Genomic DNA, 20,200 nt, shown 5'->3' on the forward strand with positions numbered 1-20,200 from the left:
GGCATCAGGAGCCGTACCCGGGGTACTCCTCCAGCGGGATCGCGTGGAACTCCGCGGCCACGGAGCCGTCCGTCTCCCCCGCGTAGGAGAAGTCGGCGAATCCGGTGGAGTTGGCGTACATCTGCTCGCGCGCCTCCTCCGTGGGCTCCACCTCGATGTCGTTGTACCGATCCAGACCGGTGCCGGCCGGGATCAGCTTGCCGATGATCACGTTCTCCTTCAGGCCCACCAGCGGGTCGGACTTGCCCTCCATCGCCGCCTGGGTCAGCACCCGGGTGGTCTCCTGGAAGGAGGCGGCCGACAGCCACGAATCCGTGGCCAGGGAGGCCTTGGTGATGCCCATCAGCTCCGGACGCCCGGCGGCCGGGCGGGCCTGCTCCTGCACGGCCTTCTTGTTGGCCTGCTGGAACTGGACCGTCTCCACCAGCTCACCCGGCAGCAGATCGGTGTCACCGGACTCGATGACGGTGATCCGCCGGGTCATCTGGCGCACGATGACCTCCACGTGCTTGTCGTGGATGCCCACGCCCTGGGAGCGGTACACGCCCTGGACCTCGTCCACCAGGTGCTTCTGCGCCTCGCGGGGCCCGCGGATGCGCAGCACCTCCTTGGGATCCACCGCACCGGAGACCAGCTGCTGGCCGACCTCCACGCGGTCCCCATCCGAGACCAGCAGCCGCGCCCGGCGCAGCACCGGGTAGGACATCGGCTCGTCGTCCTTGCTCTCCGGGGTGATGACCACCTTGAGGGACTTCTCCGTGTCCTCGATGGACACGGTCCCGGCGATCTCGGAGATCGGGGCCACGCCCTTGGGGGTGCGGGCCTCGAACAGCTCCTGGATGCGGGGCAGACCCTGGGTGATGTCATCCGCGGAGGCCACACCGCCGGTGTGGAAGGTGCGCATGGTCAGCTGGGTGCCCGGCTCGCCGATGGACTGCGCGGCGATAATGCCCACGGCCTCGCCGATGTCCACCAGGTTCCCGGAGGCCATCGAGCGGCCGTAGCACTTGGCGCACACGCCCACCGCGGACTCGCAGGTCAGCACGGAGCGGACCCGCACCTTCCGGATCCCGGCCTGGTACAGCTTCTGGATCACGGCGTCGGAGACGTCCGCGCCGCCCTCGGCCAGCACCGTGCCGTCCTCGTCCTTGACGTCCACCGCGAGCACGCGCCCGTGGATGGAGTTCTCGACGTCGTCGTGCAGGTGCACGGCCCCGGTGTCCGGGTCCACCTGGACCAGGTCCAGGTTCAGGCCCCGCTTGGTGCCGCAGTCCAGCTCCCGCACGATGACGTCCTGGGAGACGTCCACCAGACGCCGGGTGAGGTACCCGGAGTTCGCGGTGCGCAGCGCGGTGTCGGCCAGGCCCTTGCGGGCGCCGTGGGTCGCGATGAAGTACTCCAGCACCGACAGACCCTCGCGGTAGGAGGACTTGATCGGACGCGGCATGATCTCGCCCTTGGTGTTGGACACCAGCCCGCGGATGCCCGCGATCTGGCGGACCTGCATCCAGTTGCCCCGCGCCCCGGAGGAGACCATCCGGTTGATGGTGTTCAGCCCGGTCAGGTTCTCCATCATCGCCGCGGCGACCTCGTCGGTGGCCTTGGTCCAGATGTCGATCAGCTCGGAGCGGCGCTCGTCGTCGTCGATCAGACCCATGTCGTACTGACCCTGGATCTCGCTGGCCTGCTTCTCGTAGCCGGCCATGATCTCCGGCTTGGACGGCGGGGTGGCGATGTCGGAGACGGCCACCGTGACCCCCGAGCGGGAGGCCCAGTAGAACCCGGTGTCCTTGAGGTTGTCCAGGGTGCGGGCGACCACGTGCATCGGGTAGTTCTCGGCGAGGTCGTTGACCAGCGAGCCCAGGCCCTTCTTATCCGCGATCCCGGTGTACCAGGGGTAGTCCTCCGGCAGGGTCTGGTTGAACAGCACCTGCCCCAGGGTGCACTCCAGCAGCACCGGCTGACCCGGGTCCCAGCCCTCGGGGGCTTCCCAGCCCTCGTAGGGCACGAAGTCCTCCAGCTCGATCTTCACCATCGAGTTCAGGTGCAGCTCGCGCCGGTCCAGGGCCATCAGGGCCTCCGCGATCGAGGAGAAGGACCGGCCCTCGCCGGCGGCCCCCTCCCGGACCGTGGTCAGGTGGTACAGCCCGATGATCATGTCCTGGGACGGCACCGCCACGGGGCGCCCGTCCGAGGGCTTGAGGATGTTGTTCGAGGACAGCATCAGCACGCGCGCCTCCGCCTGGGCCTCCGGGCTCAGGGGCAGGTGCACGGCCATCTGGTCGCCGTCGAAGTCCGCGTTGAACGCCGAGCAGACCAGCGGGTGCAGCTGGATGGCCTTGCCCTCCACCAGCTGCGGCTCGAAGGCCTGGATCCCCAGGCGGTGCAGGGTGGGGGCGCGGTTGAGCAGCACCGGGTGCTCGGTGATGATCTCCTCCAGCACGTCCCAGACCTGCGGGCGGAAGCGCTCCACCATCCGCTTGGCGGACTTGATGTTCTGCGCGTGGTTCAGGTCCACCAGGCGCTTCATCACGAAGGGCTTGAACAGCTCCAGGGCCATCTGCTTGGGCAGACCGCACTGGTGCATCTTCAGCTGCGGGCCCACCACGATGACCGAGCGGCCCGAGTAGTCCACGCGCTTGCCCAACAGGTTCTGGCGGAACCGGCCCTGCTTGCCCTTGAGCATGTCCGACAGGGACTTCAGCGGGCGGTTGCCCGGCCCGGTGACCGGGCGACCGCGCCGGCCGTTGTCGAACAGGGAGTCCACGGCCTCCTGCAGCATCCGCTTCTCGTTGCTCACGATGATCTCGGGCGCGCCGAGATCCAGCAGGCGCTTCAGGCGGTTGTTGCGGTTGATGACCCGACGGTACAGGTCGTTCAGGTCCGAGGTCGCGAAGCGGCCGCCGTCCAGCTGCACCATCGGACGCAGCTCCGGCGGGATCACCGGCACCGCGTCCAGGACCATGCCCAGCGGGGAGTTGCTGGTGGTCAGGAACGCGTTGACGACCTTCAGCCGCTTCAGGGCGCGGGTCTTGCGCTGGCCCTTGCCGTTCTGGATGGTCTCCTTCAGGGCCTCCGCCTCGGCGGCCATGTCGAAGGTCTCCAGGCGCTTCTTGATCGCCTCGGCGCCCATCGCGCCCTCGAAGTACATGCCGAACTTGTCCACCATGGACCGGTACAGCGCCTCGTCGCCCTCCAGGTCGGTGACCTTGAGGTTCTTGAAGCGGTCGAAGACCTTGTCCATGTGGGCGATTTCGGCGTCCACGCGCTTGCGCACCTGGGCCATCTGACGCTCCGCGGCGTCGCGCAGCTTGCGCTTCTCCGCGGCCTTGCCGCCCTCGGCCTCGATGCGGGCCAGCTCCTCCTCGGTCTCCTTCGCGATCGCGGCGATGTCCGCGTCCCGCTCGGATTCCAGGGTCCTCTTGTCCCGGTCGTGGGCGGCCTGCAGGTTCGGCAGGTCCTCGTGCCGGGCCTCCTCGTCCACGGAGGTGATCATGTAGGCGGCGAAGTAGATGATCTTCTCCAGATCCTTCGGCGCCAGATCCAGCAGGTAGCCCAGGCGGGAGGGCACGCCCTTGAAGTACCAGATGTGCGTGACGGGCGCGGCCAGCTCGATGTGGCCCATCCGCTCACGGCGCACCTTGGCCCGGGTCACCTCGACGCCGCAGCGCTCGCAGATGATGCCCTTGAAGCGCACGCGCTTGTACTTGCCGCAGTAGCACTCCCAGTCGCGGGTCGGCCCGAAGATCCGCTCGTCGAACAGACCCTCCTTCTCCGGCTTGAGGGTGCGGTAGTTGATGGTCTCCGGCTTCTTGACCTCGCCGTACGACCACGAGCGGATGTCCTCGGCGGTGGCCAGACCGATCCGCATCAGTCCCAGTGAAGATTCGTTGGACATGGGGTCCTTTTCTCTTGAAAAACGAATGAACGATCTCGTGGATGGGGTGGGAGGATCAGACCTCTTCGACCGAGCTGGGCTCGGCGTGGGAGAGGTCGATGCCCAGCTCGTCGGCGGCCCGGTAGCTCTCGTCCTCGGAGTCGCGCATCTCGATGGCGTGCCCGTCGCTGGAGAGGACCTCCACGTTCAGGCACAGGGACTGCATCTCCTTGATGAGCACCTTGAAGGACTCCGGCACCCCCGGCTCGGGGATGTTGTCGCCCTTGACGATGGCCTCGTAGACCTTCACGCGACCGTGCACGTCATCGGACTTGATGGTCAGGATCTCCTGCAGGGTGTAGGCCGCGCCGTACGCCTCCAGGGCCCACACCTCCATCTCGCCGAAGCGCTGACCGCCGAACTGCGCCTTACCGCCCAGCGGCTGCTGGGTGATCATCGAGTACGGGCCGGTGGAGCGGGCGTGGATCTTGTCGTCCACCAGGTGGTGCAGCTTCAGGATGTACTGGTAGCCCACCGAGATCGGGTCCGGGAACGGCTCGCCGGTGCGCCCGTCGAACAGCTGGGCCTTGCCGGTGGAGTCGATCAGCCGCTCGCCGTCGCGGTTGAGGTTGGTGTGGTCCAGCAGGTCGAAGATCTCGTCCTCGTCCGCGCCGTCGAACACCGGGGTGGCGACCTTGGTGGGGCCGGACTCCTTGGGGAAGTTCGGCAGCTTCTCCAGCCACGCCGGGTTCCCCTCGATCTTCCAGCCCTGCTTGGCCAGCCAGCCGGTGTGCACCTCCAACACCTGCCCGATGTTCATGCGCCCGGGCACGCCCAGCGGGTTGAGGATGACGTCCACCGGGGTGCCGTCGGCCATGAAGGGCATGTCCTCCACGGGCAGAATCTTGGAGATCACGCCCTTGTTGCCGTGGCGCCCGGCGAGCTTGTCCCCGTCGGTGATCTTGCGCTTCTGGGCCACGTACACGCGCACCAGCTGGTTGACCCCGGGGGGCATATCCTCGTCGTCGTCCTCGCGGTCGAACACCCGCACCCCGATGACGGTGCCGGACTCGCCGTGCGGGACCTTCAGGGAGGTGTCGCGCACCTCGCGGGACTTCTCGCCGAAGATCGCGCGCAGCAGCCGCTCCTCCGGGGTCAGCTCGGTCTCGCCCTTCGGGGTGACCTTGCCGACCAGGATGTCCCCGGCCTCGACCTCGGCGCCGATGTGGATGATGCCGCGCTCGTCCAGGGCGGAAAGCACGTCCTCGGAGACGTTCGGGATGTCCCGGGTGATCTCCTCGGCGCCGAGCTTGGTGTCGCGGGCGTCGATCTCGTGCTCCTCGATGTGGATCGAGGTCAGCACGTCGTCGGAGACCATCCGCTGGGACAGGATGATCGCGTCCTCGTAGTTCAGCCCCTCCCAGGACATGTACGCCACCAGGAGGTTCTTGCCCAGGGCCAGCTCGCCCTGGTCCGTGGAGGGACCGTCGGCGATCAGCCCGCGCACCTCCACGCGGTCCCCCTCGGAGACCACGACGCGGTGGTTGTAGCAGTTGCCCGGGTTGGAGCGCTGGAACTTGGAGATCGGGTAGGAGGTGGTGGTCCCGTCGTCGTTGCCCACCACGACCAGGTCCGCGGAGACCTCCCGGACCACGCCGGCCTTGCGGGCCAGCACGGAGTCCCCGGAGTCCAGGGCCGCGTAGCCCTCCATGCCGGTGCCGACCACCGGGGACTCGGACTGCAGCAGCGGCACGGCCTGACGCTGCATGTTCGCGCCCATCAGCGCGCGGTTGGCGTCGTCATGCTCCAGGTACGGGATCAGCGAGGTGGCCACGGAGACCATCTGGCGCGGGGAGACGTCCATGAACTGGACCTCGTCCGCGGCGATCGCCTCGGCCTCGCCGGAGCCGTTGGCCGCACGGCACAGGACGGTGTCCTCGGCGAAGCGCTGGTCCTCGGTCAGCGGGGCGTTGGCCTGCGCGATGATCGAGCCCTTCTCGTCATCGGCGGTCAGGTACACGACCTTGTCGGTGACCTTCCCGTGCTCGACGACGCGGTACGGGGTCTCAATGAACCCGAAAGGGTTGATCCGGCCGAAGGTGGCCAGCGAGCCGATCAGGCCGATGTTCGGGCCCTCAGGGGACTCGATGGGGCACATGCGGCCGTAGTGGGAGGGGTGCACGTCGCGCACCTCCATGCCCGCGCGGTCGCGGGACAGACCGCCCGGGCCCAGCGCGGACAGGCGCCGCTTGTGGGTCAGGCCCGCCAGCGGGTTGTTCTGGTCCATGAACTGCGACAGCTGGGAGGTCCCGAAGAACTCCTTGATCGAGGCCACCACGGGGCGGATGTTGATCAGGGTCTGCGGGGTGATCGCCTCGACGTCCTGGGTGGTCATGCGCTCGCGCACGACCCGCTCCATGCGGGACAGCCCGGTGCGGATCTGGTTCTCGATCAGCTCGCCGACCGCGCGGATGCGGCGGTTGCCGAAGTGGTCGATGTCGTCGGTGTCCACGCGGATGTCCACGGACTGCCCGTCGCGCACGCCCTTCATGGTCGTGCCGCCGTCGTGCAGGGTCACCAGGTAGCGGATCATCGCGACGATGTCCTCCTGGGTCAGCACCGAGGAATCGTTGTCCGCGAGGTTCTTGTCCAGGCCCAGCTTCCGGTTGATCTTGTACCGGCCGACCTTCGCCAGGTCATAGCGCTTGGGGGTGAAGTACATGTTGTCCAGCAGGGACTGGGCGGCGTCCACCGTCGGCGGCTCACCCGGGCGCAGCTTCTTGTAGATGTCGATCAGCGCCTCGTCGCGGGTCTCGACGGTGTCCTTCTCGAGGGTCGCGCGGATCGAGTCGAACTCGCCGAACTCCTCGAGGATCTTGGACTCGGTCCAGCCCAGGGCCTTCAGCAGCACGGTCACGGACTGCTTGCGCTTGCGGTCCAGGCGCACCCCGACCTGGTCGCGCTTGTCGATCTCCAGCTCGAACCAGGCCCCGCGGGAGGGGATGATGCGCGCGGAGTAGATGTCCTTGTCCGAGGTGCGGTCCGCGGACTTCTCGAAGTAGGCGCCCGGGGAGCGGACCAGCTGGGAGACGACGACGCGCTCGGAGCCGTTGATCACGAAGGTGCCGGACTCGGTCATCAGCGGGAAGTCGCCCATGAACACGGTCTGCTGCTTGATCTCGCCGGTCTCGTTGTTCATGAACTCGGCCTTGACGTACAGCGGGGCCGAGTAGGTGGCGTCGCGGTCCTTGCACTCCTCCATGGAGTACTTGGGGTCGGCGAACTCCGGCTCGGAGAAGGACAGGGACATGGTGCCCTGGAAGTCCTCGATCGGGGAGATCTCCTCGAAGATCTCGGTCAGGCCGGAGACGGTGGACACGGAGGTGTCCCCGGTCTTCTCCGCCTCGGCGACGCGCTGGGCCCAGCGCTCGTTGCCGACCAGGCGGTCGAAGCTGTCCGTCTGCAGGGCCAGCAGATTCGGAACGCTCAGCGGCTCGTGGATCTTCGCGAATGAGATGCGGGACGCGGAGCCGTCGTGCTGGGCTCCGGTCGCGCCAGCGGCGTCGTTGTTTGAGGTGCTCGAGGCGACCAAGATTGGATCCTTCCACAGACCTGTCTGTACTCGAAGGCTCCCCTTCAGGATCCGACCGCTCCCGCGGGTCCTTGGCGCTGCACGACGCTCACCCGGCGCCCGCGCCGCGCGGTGGCGGCGGCGTCATGCGGTGCGGACGGTGGTCGTGCTGGCGTGGACGGGAGGAAGCTGGATCCATCGGTTGTACCCACCGCTATATGAAGGCACAAAGAACTAGGGAAAGCGCAAATCTCCACACTACACACACCCTGCCGTCCTGTCCAGGGGACGGGCTCAGCGCTTCCCGCGGTCTCGACGACGCCGCCGGGGCGCTCGGGCGCCGGGCTCGGGACTGGAGCTCAGGCGCCGGTGGCCTCGTACCGGCGGACCCCGCCCTCGATGCCGACGAAGCGGTAGGGGCCGGCGGTGACCCGCGGGTTGGCCTGCTGCTCGGCGGCGGAGACCGCCGTGCCCGGGTGCAGCTCGCGGTAGCGGGTGACGTCCACGGGCTCGCGGGCGGCCAGCTGGGCGGCGTGCTCGGCCCGGTGCAGGTGGGCCCGGTAGCCCGGGAGCACCCGCACGGAGAAGAACTCGGAGACCGCCCCGGAGCCGTAGGAGAAGATCCCGATGCGCCGCCCGGTCAGGTCCGCGTCCCCGTCCAGCAGGGCCAGGAGGGCCAGGAACACGGAGGCGGTGTAGCTGTTGCCCACCACGCGGTTGTATCCGACGGTCGGGGCGAGCTCCTCGACCACCTCCGCCTTGGGCAGGGGCTCCCCCACGTGCCGGCGCAGGCGCTGGTGGGCCTTGACCGCCATCATGGTGAAGGGCTGATGGTAGCAGAAGGCGTCGATCTCCTCGAAGGCGGCCCCGCCGTGGGCGCGGTAGTCCTCCCACGCCCCCTCCAGGGCGTCCATGTACGCGGAGATGGAGAACTTCCCCTCCACCAGCGCCGTGACCCGGTGGTTGGGCCGCCAGAAGTCCGGGACGTCCGCGGTGTGCACCCCGGAGGCCGGCTCCACCTCCAGCAGGGCGGGATCGGCCTGCACCAGGAAGGCCACCGCGGCCGCGCCCTGGGTGGGCTCCCCCGGGGAGTCCAGGTCGTAGCGGGCCACGTCCGAGGCGATGACCAGCACCTTCTCCTCCGGGTGCCGGGCCACCACGCCCAGGGCCAGCTGCAGGGCCCCCGCCCCGGAGTAGCAGGCCTGCTTGGTCTCCAGCACCCGGATCTGGGCGGGCAGGCCCAGCAGGGCGGCCACGTGCACCCCGGCGGCCTTGGACTGGTCGATCCCGGATTCGGTGGCGAAGATCAGGGTGCGCAGCCCCTCGACGTCGTTGTCGGCCAGGATCCGGGCCGCGGCGGCGGCGCCCATGGTGACGACGTCCTCGTCCTCGGCGGGCAGGCTCATGGCCTCCTGACCGATGCCCACGGAGAACTTGGCGGGGTCGATGCCCAGGTGCTGGGCCAGCAGGTCCAGGTCCAGGCGGTGGTGGGCGGTGGCGAAGGTGATGTCCTGGATGCCCAGGGCGGGGGTGGTCATCGGGCGTTCCTCTCGATCTTCACGTGGGCGGCCATCAGCTCACCCGGATTGGTCTGGGCGGCCAGCAGGGACAGCTCCCCGCACAGCACCGCGCCCGCGCACAGCACGGCCAGGCGCCGGGCGTTGGCCCCGGGCTCGCGCTCCTCGCGGCAGCCCAGCCGCCGCAGGTTCTCCTCCACGGTCTCCAGCCCCGCGCCCTTGCCGTTGCCCACCGAGCCGACGATGAGGCTGGGCAGGTTGCAGGCGAAGTACAGGTCCCCGTCGCGCACCTCGGCCTGGGTGATGCCCTGGGAGCCCTCCACGATGTTGGCCGCGTCCTGCCCGGTGGCCAGGTAGAAGGCCAGCAGCATGTTGGCGTAGTGGGCGTTGGCCGAGCGCAGCCCCCCGGCCAGGGTGGTGCCGATGAGGTTCTTCTCCGTGTTCAGCCGGGCGATGGCCTCCGGGGTGGATTTCAGCAGCCGCTGCACGATCCGCCGCGGGATGGTCAGCTCCGTGACCACGTTCTTGCCCCGGCCCAGGATCCCGTTGACGGCGGTCGCCTTCTTGTCCGAGCAGAAGTTCCCGGAGATCGAGCCGTACTCCAGCTCGGGGTGCAGCTGGAGGATCCAGGGCATCAGGTGGTCCGCGGCGAGGGTGACCATGTTGTGCCCGGAGGCGTCCCCGGTGGTGAACTCGAAGCGCACGAACAGCAGGTTCCCGGCGTGCTGCACGTGCAGGTCCACCAGCCGGGCGAAGCGCGAGGCCCCGGAGACCACCTCCTGCATCTGCTCCCGGCGGGTGCGCAGGTCCTCGGCGGCGGCCAGCGCGGCCCCGGCGTGCTCGGCGCGGAAGTACACGGAGCGGCTCATCCGCTCGTCCACCAGGGTCGCGCGGATGCCGCCGTCGACGAACGCGGAGACCTTCGCCCCGCGTTTGACGGAGGGCCACAGTGGGGATTCGTAGGTGGCCAGCGGGACGCTGACCTCCTCGCCGTCGATCACGTTGCCGCTGAAGCGCAGCGGGCCGACCCATTGCAGGGGGATGGGGGCGTAGAGGGGCTGATCGGTCATGCGCGGTCCTCCTCGAAGGCGGTGGTCTCGGAGCGCGCGGCCAGGGCGGCCAGGTCCGCTCCGCGCAGGGCGGCGGCGTGGGCCAGGCGGCCCTCCACGAGCACGTCCGTGCGGGTCAGCTCGGCCGGGGTGCGCACCCCGAGCAGGGCGCACAGCTCGCGCAGCCGCTCGGTCCAGGCGCGGATCAGCCCGGTCAGGCGCTCGGCGCCGTCGGGGGCGACGGGCCCGGCGGACCCGGCCGGATCCTCGGCGAGCACGGCGTGCAGGAAGGTCCCGGCCACCCCGACGGCCCGCGCCCCCAAGGCCAGTCCGCGCACAACGTCGTAGGGGTGGCGCACCCCGCCCGAGGCCAGCAGGGCGGGCAGCCGGGTTCCCGCACGGGCGCCGAGGGCGTCGAGCAGGACCATCGGGGCGGACTGCCCGAAGCCCTGCAGGAAGGCGTAGTCGCGCCCGTCGCGCCGGTCGTTCTCGATGCGGGCGAAGTCCGTGCCGCCGCGCCCGGCCACGTCCACCAGCTGGACCCCGGCGCGGGCGAGCTTGGCCAGGGTGGTGCGGGTCATCCCGCAGCCGACCTCCTTGACCACCACCGGCACGGGCAGCTGCTCGGCCAGGGCCGCGATGCCGTCGCACCACGCGGAGAAGCCGCGGGCGCCCTCGGGCATCACGGTCTCCTGCACCGCGTTGATGTGGATCTGCAGGGCGTCGGCCTCCAGGGCCTCCACGACGCGGCGGGCCTGATCCGGGGTGGCCTCGGCGGAGAGGTTGGCCATGACGAAGCCCTCCGGGTTGGCCTCGCGCAGCACCCGGAAGCTGGGCAGGGTGGAGGGGTCCTTGAGGTACATGCTCATGGACCCGGTGGCGATCGGCAGGCCGGTGGCCGCCGCGGCCTCCCCGAGGGCTGCGTTGACCGCACCCGTGTGCTCGGAGCCGCCGGTCATGCCGTTGAGGTAGAAGGGCACGGGCCAGCGCACCGGCCCGCGCTCCCCGGCCCAGGGCAGGGTCACGGACAGGTCCACGTCCTCGGCCTCGATCCCGGCCAGGGCCTCGTGCAGCAGGCGCACGTCGTCCCAGTCCGTGGGGACCGGGTCCCGGTGCAGCCGCCGCTGCTGGCCGGCGGCCAGGTGCAGGTGGTCGTCCTTGCGCTGTCCGCTCATGCTGCCGCTCCTCGGCTCATCGGCTGCTCCTCCTCCCGCGTGCGGCGCACGCGCAGTCCCTCGGGGGCCACGGCCAGATCCAGCGGGCGGATCCCGGCCGCACTCCAGGCCGCGCCCAGCCGGCCCGGGTCCGTCTCGCGCGCGGCCAGGGCGATCCCGCAGTCCCCTCCCCCGGCTCCCGAGGACTTCGCGGCCCAGCCGTGCGCGGCGGCGGTCTCGCACAGCACCCGCAGGTGCGGGGTCTCGATGACGGTGCCGCGCAGCGCGGACAGCTCGGCCAGCACCGCGCGGGCCGCCTCCACGGCCTTCCCGGCCGCCTCGACGTCCGCCGCGCGCAGGGCGGCGCGGAAGGCGGTCACGGCGGCGTCGCTGCGCTGCAGCAGGTGCTGGGGGATGCCCGCGGTGCGGCGCACGGCCCCGACCAGCTCGGGGGTGTCCGCGGGGGTTCCGGTCCACCCGATGGCCAGGCGCACCGGCAGGGGCGTGCCGGCGGGCAGGGCCGGTTCCAGGCGCAGCCCGGGCCAGGGAGCCCGCAGGGTGCGGCTCACGCCGTCGCGGGCCAGCATGTCCGCCACGGCCTGGCGGTCCGGGGAGGCGTAGTGCACCCACCCGCCCAGGGCGGAGGCGGCCAGGTCCCCGCCGGAGGTCAGGGTCGTGACCATGACGGTGGCCATCAGGGCCAGGCGGTAGACCTGCTCGGGGGTGGGATCCAGCCCGTAGGCCGCGGCCACGGCCCCGACGACGGCCACGGTGACCGCCGCGGAGGAGCCCAGGCCGAACTTCGCGCCGGAGACGGCGTCGTCCAGGCCGCTGGTGATGCGCAGTCCGTAGTGGCGCGGGGCCAGCCCGGATTCGGCGCGCCAGGTCTCCACCACGGTGATCGCCGCGCGCACGTACCGGTAGTAGCCCTGGCCCTCCTCGGAGAAGCTCGGCCCGCCCGCACCGTGGCGCCAGGTGACCGGGGTGGGGTCCGGGGCGTGGGGGGATTCCAGCAGCCCGGTCTCCTCCAGGTCCCGCAGCTGCACGGTGACCCGCCGGTCCACGGCCACCAGCACGGCCTGGCGTCCCGGCTCCACGACGGCGTACTCCCCCAGCAGGTACAGCTTGCCGGGGGCGTCGGTCGTGACCCGCGGGGCGGGGTCCTCCGGGATCATGCCCGCCCCCGGTCCAGCAGGTGCGCCCCGGGGCCCGCCTGGGCGCTGATCAGCCGGAGATCCGGGAAGCGCTCGGCCAGCCGGTCCCGCAGGGCCGGGACATCCTCGGCGCGGGTCAGCACGGCGACGTTGGGGCCGGCGTCGGCGGTGGCCCAGGCGCCCAGGCCCTCGGCGCGCAGGGCGGCGACGGCGTCGAACAGCGCCACGGAGGTAGGGGCGAGGTAGCGCACCGGGGGCCGATTGCCCATGATCGCGGCGTGCATGCGCAGGGCGCTGGACTCGGTGAGCTCTCCGACGGCCTCCACGTCCCCGGCGGCCAGAGCCGCGCGCATGTCCCGCAGATCCTGAGCGGTGGACTCCACCCAGCCGGGGAAGTACGGGGAGGTGGCCACGGTCTCGCGCATCGCGGTCCGGGAGGAGACGGCCTTGGTCCGCGCGGAGACCACCGCGATGACCATGCCGAGCTGCGGGCCGGGCACCTGCTCGGCGAAGGAGGCGGCGTCGGGATCCTCGGCCCCCTTGCCGTCGTGCCAGATCACGAGGTTGCCCAGCACCGAGCGGGCGGCGGAGCCGGAGCCGCGCCGGGCCAGGCGGGAGACGGTGCGGGCGTCCTCCGGCAGGCCGTAGGCGGCGGCCGCCGCGCGGGACAGGGCGGCGAAGCCCGAGGCGGAGGAGGCCAGCCCCGCCCCGGTGGGCACGGAGTTCTCGGAGACCACCCGCGCGTGCGCGGTGGAGCCGGCCAGCCGGCGCACCAGGTCCAGGAAGGCGGTGACCCGTGCCGCGGAGGTGCCGGTCTGCTCGACGCCGTTGAGGGTGAAGGCGTCCGCGCTCAGTTCCGGGTCCGGGGTGACGGTGGTGGTGGTCGGGAAGACGTCCAGGGTCAGGGAGAGGCTGCCGGTGTGCGGCAGGACGAGCTGCTCGTCGCGTTTGCCCCAATACTTGATCAGGGCGAGGTTGGGGTGGGCCACGGCGGTGGCGGGCTGCCGGCTCACGCGGTGAACTCCTCGGGGTCGATGATCCAGGTCTGGGAGGCCCCGGCCTCCTCCAGGGCCCGGGCCAGTTGGGGGGCGTGGCCCCGGTCCCGGGCCAGGGCGATGATGCAGCCGCCGCGCCCGCCGCCGGTGAGCTTGGCCCCGTGGGCCCCGGCCGCGCGGGCGGTGCCGACCAGGTGGTCCAGCTCCTCGCAGGAGACGGACAGGATCTGCAGGGTCTCGTGCACGGCGTCCATGTGGGCGCCGAGGGAGGCGGCGCGGTCGGCGGCGAGGTCCGCCCGGGCGGCGACGGTGTGGTGGCGGATGGTCTCGAAGTAGTCGGCGGCCAGCTCCGGGTCCGAGCGGCGGATCTCCCCGACGGCGGCCACCGCGGAGTGGGTGTCCCCGGGGCGCCCGGAGTCGGCGACCACCAGCGGGGCGGACAGCGCGACCTCGAGGTCCTCGACCCGCCCGGCCTGGAACCAGATGGGCCGCTGGGTGACCACGGTGTAGGCGTCCAGCCCGGAGGGGCTGCCGTGGGCGACCCGCTCCCCGGTCTGGACCAGCTCGTAGCGGGTGCGCTCGTCCAGCTCGGTGCCCATCAGGTCCGCGAGCGCGTTGACGATCGAGGAGGCCCCGGCCGCGCTGGATCCGAGGCCGCGCTCCAGGGGGACGTCGCCCAAGCAGGTCACGTGCACGCCCTCCAGGGGGTGGTGCAGCAGGTCCAGGGTGGATTCGATGGTGGTGACCAGGGAGCCGAGGCGGGCCGGGGCGTGGGCCAACGGGCCGTCGTAGATGTCCACGGTCAGACGCAGCGGGCCGGGCACGGGAGCGGCGGTGGCCTGCAGGCCGATCTTGCGCAGCGGGAAGGCGATGGCGGGCTGCCCGTGGACCACGGCGTGCTCGCCGAAGAGGATGATCTTGGCGTGGGCCCACCCGGTGCCGATGTGCCCGGGGGCCGCGGCGGTGTCGGGCCCCGGGGTCCGGGTGGGGTGGGCGGCCGGGTGCGCGGGGGTCTGCGGGGCCGCGGGGAGGGGGTCGGTGGCGCCGGGTGCGGCGCGCAGGTCCGAGCGGTTCTCGACCGCGCCGTGTTCCATCCTGAGCTGTTTCCGTTCCTCGCCTGTGCTGTGCCGGGCCCCGCGGGCGGCGTCCGCTCGGGGCGCGGCGCGTGGGGGCCGTGGTCCTCCCGCCCGCGGCGAGGGGATCCCCTCGATCCTACGTCCTGTCCCGCGGGAGGGCCCATTCGGCCCCTGTGCGCCCCCGTCAGCACTCGACGACGTTGACCGCCAGCCCGCCCTCCGAGGTCTCCTTGTACCGGTGGGACATGTCCGCGCCGGTCTGGCGCATCGTCTCGATGACCTGGTCCAGGGAGACCCGGTGCTCCCCGTCCCCGCGCAGGGCCATCCGGGCGGCGTTCACGGCCTTCGCCGCGGCCATCGCGTTGCGCTCGATGCACGGGATCTGCACCAGCCCGCCCACCGGGTCGCAGGTCAGACCCAGGTTGTGCTCCATCGCGATCTCCGCGGCGTTCTCCACCTGGTGCGGGGTCCCGCCCATCACCTGGGCCAGTCCGGCCGCGGCCATCGAGGAGGCGGAGCCCACCTCCCCCTGGCAGCCGACCTCCGCCCCGGAGATCGAGGCCTTCTTCTTGTACAGGGTCCCGACGGCGGCCGCGGCGAGGAAGAAGTCCACCACGGCCCGGTCCCGGGCCCGGCGCCCCGCCGTGCGGATGCCCGGCAGGTAGTTCATCGCGTAGTGCAGCACCGCCGGCAGGATGCCGGCGGCCCCGTTGGTCGGCGCGGTGACCACCCGCCCGCCGAAGGCGTTCTCCTCGTTGACGGCCAGGGCGATGAGGTTGACCCAGTCGATGGCCCAGCTGGGCTCCTTGCGCGGATCCTCCTCGAGCAGCTCCCGGTGCCACTGCCCCGCCCGGCAGCGGACCTTCAGCGGGCCCGGCAGGTAGCCGATGCGGGACAGGGAGGAGCCGATGCACTGGCGCATCACCTGGTAGATGTGCAGGATCCCCGCGGTGACCTCCTCCTCCGTGCGGGCGGTGGTCTCATTGGCCAGCTTGATCTGGGCGATGGACAGCCCGGCGTCGTCGGCGATCTGCAGCAGCTCGGCCGAGGAGGTGAAGGCGTGGGGCACATCCGTCAGGCTGTCCCCGCCGGCGGCCTCCTCCCCCTCCTCGATGACGAAGCCGCCGCCGATCGAGAAGTACGTGCGCTGCTGCAGCACCGCCTCATCCGCGTCCACGGCGGTGAAGCGGATCCCGTTGGTGTGCCGCTCGAGCACGGTCAGCGGGCGCAGCACCATCCCGGCCTCGGTCAGCGCGACCTCCGGGCCGGACACCAGGTCCTCCCGGGCGGCCTCGCGCGGCTCGATGCCGGGGGCGAACCCGGCCAGGCGCAGCCGCCCGGTGGCCTGATTCTCCTGCACGAGCCGCTCCGAGGCGGGCACGTCGATGGTCTCCGGGACCCACCCGGCCAGGCCCTTCAGCGTGGCGGACATGGTGCCGTGCCCGGCGCCGGTGGCCGCCAGCGAACCGTACAGGTCCACCCGCAGGTCCGCGACGTCGTCCAGCTGGTGCGCGCGGATCAGCTCCGTGATGAAGCGGTTGGCCGCTCGCATCGGGCCCACCGTGTGAGAGCTGGAGGGTCCGACGCCGATGCTGAACAGGTCGAACACGCTGATGTCGGTGGCCACGGGCCTAGCGCTCCCGCCGGTAGAAGGGCAGCGGGACGACCTCGAACTGCGCGTGCTTCCCGCGGATGTCCACCGTGACCTCGGTGCCGGGCTCGGCCCGGTCCGCGCGCAGGAAGGCCATCGCGATCGGATGGCCCAGGGTGGGCGAGGGGATCCCGGAGGTGACCTCCCCGATCGTCTGCCCGTCCTCCACGATCGCAGCACCGGCCCGGGCCGGGCGCTTGGCCAGGCCACGCAGCCCGACCAGGACGCGGGCGTCCTCGGCCTCGGCCCGCTCACCGGCCCCCTCCAGCCCGGCGCGGCCGACGAAGTCCTCCTTGGCCTTCAGCCCGGCGCGCACCAGCCCGCCCAGGCCGGCCGCGTAGGGGGAGATCCGCGCGCCCAGCTCGTGGCCGTACAGCGGCATCCCGGCCTCCAGGCGCAGCGAGTCCCGGGCCGCAAGCCCCGCCGGCATGACCCCGCGGGACTCCCCGGCCTGGGCGAGCACGCTCCACAGCTGCTCGGCCTGCTCCCGGGCGACGTACAGCTCGAAGCCGTCCTCCCCGGTGTAGCCGGTGCGGGCCAGCAGCACGTCGATCCCGCCGACCACCGCGGGGGCGCAGGCGTAGTAGCGCAGCCCGGACAGCTCGGTGCCGCCGTCGGCCAGGTGCAGCTCCTCGAGCGCATCCCCGAGGATCTCGACGGCGGCCGGGCCCTGCAGGGCCACCAGGGCGCTGGCCGCGGACTCATCGGCCACCTCGGCGTCGAAGCCGGCCCCGCGCACGGTGAGCTCGCGCAGCACGGCGTCGACGTTGGCGGCGTTGGGCACCACCAGGTAGTCCCGCTCGGCCAGGCGGTAGGTGATCAGGTCATCCACCACCCCGCCGTCCTCGGTGGCCATCAGGGAGTACTTGGCCCGTCCCACGGCCAGGGCGCCGAAGGCGGAGACCAGGGCGTGGTCCAGCAGGTCAGCGGCCTGGGGCCCGCGCACCCGGATCTCGCCCATGTGGGAGAGGTCGAACAGCCCGGCGGCCTCGCGCACGGCCTGGTGCTCGGCGACGTCGTTGGCGTACTTCAGCGGCATGTCCCAGCCGCCGAAGTCCGTGAACTGCGCCCCCAGGGCCTCGTGCACGGCGTGCAGGGCGGTGCGGCGCGGGCCGTCCTCGACGGCGGGGGGAACGGGGGTCTCGGTCATGGCGGTTCAGTCCTCCTGGGCCGCGGCGGACTGCGCGGCGTCGTCGTGGGCGTCGATGTCGAAGGCGGAGATCGGCGGGCACTCGCACACCAGGTTGCGGTCCCCGGCGGTGCCGTCGATGCGGCCCACCGGCGGCCAGTACTTCCCGGTGCGCAGGGCGGGCAGCGGGTAGGCGGCCTGCTCGCGGGTGTACGGCCGGTCCCAGTCCGCGCCCAGCAGGGCCTCGGCGGTGTGCGGGGCGCGGCGCAGCGCGGATTCCGCGGCCGGCACCCGCCCCTCGGCCACCGCGGTCATCTCCGCGTGGATCGCGCTCATCGCGTCGACGAAGCGGGTCAGCTCCGCGAGGTCCTCGGACTCGGTGGGCTCGACCATCAGGGTGCCGGGCACCGGGAAGGCCAGGGTCGGGGCGTGGAAGCCGTAGTCCATGAGCCGCTTGCACACGTCCTCCGCGGTGATCCCGGAGGCCTCGGTCAACGGGCGCAGGTCCAGGATGCACTCATGGGCCACGAGCCCGCCGGGCCCGGTGTAGAGCACCGGGAACAGCGGATCCAGCTTCCGGGCCAGCCAGTTGGCGTTGAGGATCGCGGTGCGGGTGGCCTCGCGCAGGCCTTGAGCCCCCATCATCGCGATGTACATCCAGGAGATCGGCAGCACCCCGGCGGAGCCGAACAGCGCCTGGGAGACCGCCTGGGCCCGGCCGGCAGCGGTGCGGGAGGAGCCCGACGCCGCGGCGTCGTGCCCGGCACCGGCGGCGGCCGCATCCCCCGGCAGGTAGGGCAGCAGCTGCTCGGCCACCGCCAGGGGCCCGACGCCGGGCCCGCCCCCGCCGTGCGGGATGCAGAAGGTCTTGTGCAGGTTCAGGTGGGAGACGTCCCCGCCGAAGGCGCCCGGCGCGCCGAGGCCCACAAGGGCGTTGAGGTTGGCCCCGTCCAGGTACACCTGGCCGCCTGCGGCGTGCACCCGGGCGCACACCTCGGCGACGTCCTCCTCGAAGACCCCGTGGGTGGAGGGGTAGGTGATCATGATCCCGGCCAGCTCCTCGCGGTGCTTGCCGATCTTCGCGTCCAGGTCATCCAGCAGGATCGAGCCGTCCTCGGCGGTGGCCACCGCGACCACCCGCAGCCCGGCCAGGGCGGCGGAGGCGGCGTTGGTGCCGTGCGCGGAGGCCGGGATGAGCACGACGTCGCGGCCCTCCTCGCCGCGGTCCCGGTGGTAGCCGCGGATCGCCAGCAGCCCCGCGTACTCCCCCTGGGAGCCCGCGTTGGGCTGCAGGGAGACCCCGGCGTACCCGGTGATCGCGGACAGCCACCGCTCCAGGTCCTCGATCAGCTCCAGCCACCCGGCGGTCTGCTCGGCCGGGGCCAACGGGTGGATCCCGGCGAACTCGGGCCAGGAGATCGGCTCCATCTCCGCGGCGGCGTTGAGCTTCATGGTGCACGAGCCCAGCGGGATCATGGTGCGATCCAGCGCCAGGTCCTTGTCCGACAGCTCCCGCAGGTAGCGCATCATCGCGGTCTCGGAGCGGTGCCGATGGAAGACCGGGTGGGTCAGGTACTCGTCCCGACGGGCCAGCGGCGCAGGGATCTCCCGGCCGAAGCCGGCCCCGGGCTGCCCGTCCGGGGCGGCGTCGAAGGCGGCCAGGACGTCGTCGAGCTGGGCCCAGGTGTGCGGCTCGCCCACCGAGATCCCGAGGGTGTCCGCGTCGATCCGGCGCAGGTTGATCCCGGCGCGCTCGGCGGCGGCCAGCACCGCGTCGGCCCGGCCCGGGACCCGCACGGTCACGGTGTCGAAGAAGTCCGCGTGCACCGGCTCCAGGCCCGCAGCGCCGAGCCCCGCGGCCAGGTAGGCGGCCTTGACGTGCACGTCCTCGGCGATGCGCCGCAGGCCCTGGGGCCCGTGGTAGACGGCGTAGGCCCCGGCGACGATGGCCAGCAGGGCCTGGGCGGTGCAGATGTTGGAGGTGGCCTTCTCCCGGCGGATGTGCTGCTCGCGGGTCTGCAGGGCCAGGCGGTAGGCCGGGCGGCCCGAGGAGTCCGTGGAGACCCCGACCAGGCGCCCGGGCAGGGAGCGCTCCAGGCCCTTGCGCACCGCCAGGAAGGCCGCGTGCGGGCCGCCGAAGAACGGCGGGACCCCGAAGCGCTGGGAGGAGCCGACGGCGGCGTCGGCGCCCAGCGCGCCCGGGGAGGCCAGCAGGGTCAGGGCCAGCGGGTCGCAGGCCACGGTGGTCATGGCCCCGGCCTCCTTGGCGGCGGCGATCAGCGGGGCGACGTCGATCAGCTGCCCCTCGGAGCCGATCTGCGTCAGCAGCACCCCGAAGACCGACTCCTCGGGCAGGGGCTGGCCCGCGGCGAAGTCCACGGTGCGGTGCTCCAGGCCCAGGGCGTCCAGCCGGCCCCGGGTGATCTGCAGGGTCTGCGGCAGCAGCCGGGCGTCCAGCACCGCGACCCCCCGCTTCACCTTCCGGTTGGCCCGGTGCATCAGCAGCACGGCCTCGGCGGCGGAGGTGGCCTCATCCAGCATGGAGGCGTTGGCGATGTCCAGGCCGGTCAGGTCCATCATCGCGTTCTGGAAGTTCAGCAGGGCCTCCAGCCGGCCCTGGGAGATCTCCGCCTGGTAGGGGGTGTAGGAGGTGTACCAGGCCGGGTTCTCCAGGATGTTCCGGCGCAGCACCGCCGGGGTCACGGTCTCGTGGTAGCCCTGCCCGATCATCTGGGCGCGCACCGTGTTCTTCGCCGCGAGCTCGCGGATGCGGGCTAAGGCGGCGGTCTCGTCCAGGGGCTCTTCCAGCCCGGGCAGGGTCAGCTCGTCGGCGCGGCGCACCGATCCGGGCACGGCTGCGTCGATCAGGGCGTCCAGGGAGTCGCGTCCGAGGTCGGCGAGCATGGTCTCGATCTCGTCGGGGCGGGGTCCGAGGTGGCGGTCGAGGAAGGTCATGGCAGCTCCGCTGGGGGTGGGGTCTCGCCTCCCCGCTCTGTCCGGTGACCTGAGGGTTTCGGCCAGCGCCTT

The 20,200-nt window shown here is 71.8% G+C and carries 11 protein-coding genes; all 11 read right to left on the minus strand.

The features are described from left to right. Nucleotides 1-4 precede the first annotated feature (4 nt). The 11 genes from AC0VXQ_RS08125 to gcvP all read right to left on the minus strand — a co-directional run bounded on the left by AC0VXQ_RS08125 (nucleotide 5) and on the right by gcvP (nucleotide 20,128). A complete protein-coding gene (locus AC0VXQ_RS08125; protein WP_058730519.1) occupies nucleotides 5-3,898 on the minus strand; it encodes a DNA-directed RNA polymerase subunit beta' in 3,894 nt (1,297 codons plus the stop codon). Between the two features lie 55 nt (nucleotides 3,899-3,953). Next, entirely contained in the window at nucleotides 3,954-7,469 is a 3,516-nt protein-coding gene (rpoB, locus tag AC0VXQ_RS08130; RefSeq protein WP_058730518.1) for a DNA-directed RNA polymerase subunit beta, read from the minus strand. A gap of 338 nt (nucleotides 7,470-7,807) precedes the next feature. Then, a complete protein-coding gene (locus tag AC0VXQ_RS08135; protein WP_055684601.1) occupies nucleotides 7,808-8,986 on the minus strand; it encodes a hydroxymethylglutaryl-CoA synthase in 1,179 nt (392 codons plus the stop codon). Beyond that, complete coding sequence (locus AC0VXQ_RS08140) at nucleotides 8,983-10,035, minus strand: hydroxymethylglutaryl-CoA reductase (RefSeq protein WP_055684602.1); 1,053 nt, start codon at nucleotides 10,033-10,035, stop codon at nucleotides 8,983-8,985. The genes AC0VXQ_RS08135 and AC0VXQ_RS08140 overlap by 4 nt, the downstream gene beginning before the upstream one ends. Then, the gene (fni, locus tag AC0VXQ_RS08145) at nucleotides 10,032-11,189 is read right to left on the minus strand and encodes a type 2 isopentenyl-diphosphate Delta-isomerase (protein ID WP_475528285.1); all 1,158 of its coding nucleotides are present in this window, start codon (nucleotides 11,187-11,189) and stop codon (nucleotides 10,032-10,034) included. Before fni ends, AC0VXQ_RS08140 begins: the two co-directional genes overlap by 4 nt. After that, nucleotides 11,186-12,343: a phosphomevalonate kinase gene (locus tag AC0VXQ_RS08150; protein WP_475528287.1), complete on the minus strand. Its 1,158-nt coding sequence runs from the start codon at nucleotides 12,341-12,343 to the stop codon at nucleotides 11,186-11,188. Before AC0VXQ_RS08150 ends, fni begins: the two co-directional genes overlap by 4 nt. Then, entirely contained in the window at nucleotides 12,340-13,335 is a 996-nt protein-coding gene (mvaD, locus tag AC0VXQ_RS08155; protein ID WP_475528289.1) for a diphosphomevalonate decarboxylase, read from the minus strand. The genes AC0VXQ_RS08150 and mvaD overlap by 4 nt, the downstream gene beginning before the upstream one ends. Continuing rightward, nucleotides 13,332-14,411: a mevalonate kinase gene (mvk, locus tag AC0VXQ_RS08160; protein ID WP_100464454.1), complete on the minus strand. Its 1,080-nt coding sequence runs from the start codon at nucleotides 14,409-14,411 to the stop codon at nucleotides 13,332-13,334. The genes mvaD and mvk overlap by 4 nt, the downstream gene beginning before the upstream one ends. 166 nt (nucleotides 14,412-14,577) lie before the next feature. Next, a complete protein-coding gene (locus tag AC0VXQ_RS08165) occupies nucleotides 14,578-16,020 on the minus strand; it encodes an L-serine ammonia-lyase (protein ID WP_061225620.1) in 1,443 nt (480 codons plus the stop codon). Nucleotides 16,021-16,024: 4 nt separating this feature from the next. Beyond that, a complete protein-coding gene (gene gcvT / locus AC0VXQ_RS08170) occupies nucleotides 16,025-17,194 on the minus strand; it encodes a glycine cleavage system aminomethyltransferase GcvT (RefSeq protein WP_475528295.1) in 1,170 nt (389 codons plus the stop codon). 6 nt (nucleotides 17,195-17,200) lie between these two features. Then, nucleotides 17,201-20,128 (minus strand): aminomethyl-transferring glycine dehydrogenase, encoded by a 2,928-nt coding sequence (gcvP, locus tag AC0VXQ_RS08175; protein WP_100464456.1) that lies wholly within the window; start codon nucleotides 20,126-20,128, stop codon nucleotides 17,201-17,203. Between the last annotated feature and the right edge of the window lie 72 nt (nucleotides 20,129-20,200).

This window comes from Rothia sp. QJM3NY_36 (assembly GCF_056173115.1).

Coding starts and splice junctions, on each gene's coding strand:
- AC0VXQ_RS08140 (WP_055684602.1), bottom strand. CDS start 10,035: ATGACCGATCAGCCCCTCTACGCCCCCATCCCCCTGCAATGGGTCGGC.
- fni (WP_475528285.1), bottom strand. CDS start 11,189: ATGAGCGGACAGCGCAAGGACGACCACCTGCACCTGGCCGCCGGCCAG.
- gcvP (WP_100464456.1), bottom strand. CDS start 20,128: ATGACCTTCCTCGACCGCCACCTCGGACCCCGCCCCGACGAGATCGAG.
- AC0VXQ_RS08125 (WP_058730519.1), bottom strand. CDS start 3,898: ATGTCCAACGAATCTTCACTGGGACTGATGCGGATCGGTCTGGCCACC.
- AC0VXQ_RS08150 (WP_475528287.1), bottom strand. CDS start 12,343: ATGATCCCGGAGGACCCCGCCCCGCGGGTCACGACCGACGCCCCCGGC.
- AC0VXQ_RS08135 (WP_055684601.1), bottom strand. CDS start 8,986: ATGACCACCCCCGCCCTGGGCATCCAGGACATCACCTTCGCCACCGCC.
- mvk (WP_100464454.1), bottom strand. CDS start 14,411: ATGGAACACGGCGCGGTCGAGAACCGCTCGGACCTGCGCGCCGCACCC.
- gcvT (WP_475528295.1), bottom strand. CDS start 17,194: ATGACCGAGACCCCCGTTCCCCCCGCCGTCGAGGACGGCCCGCGCCGC.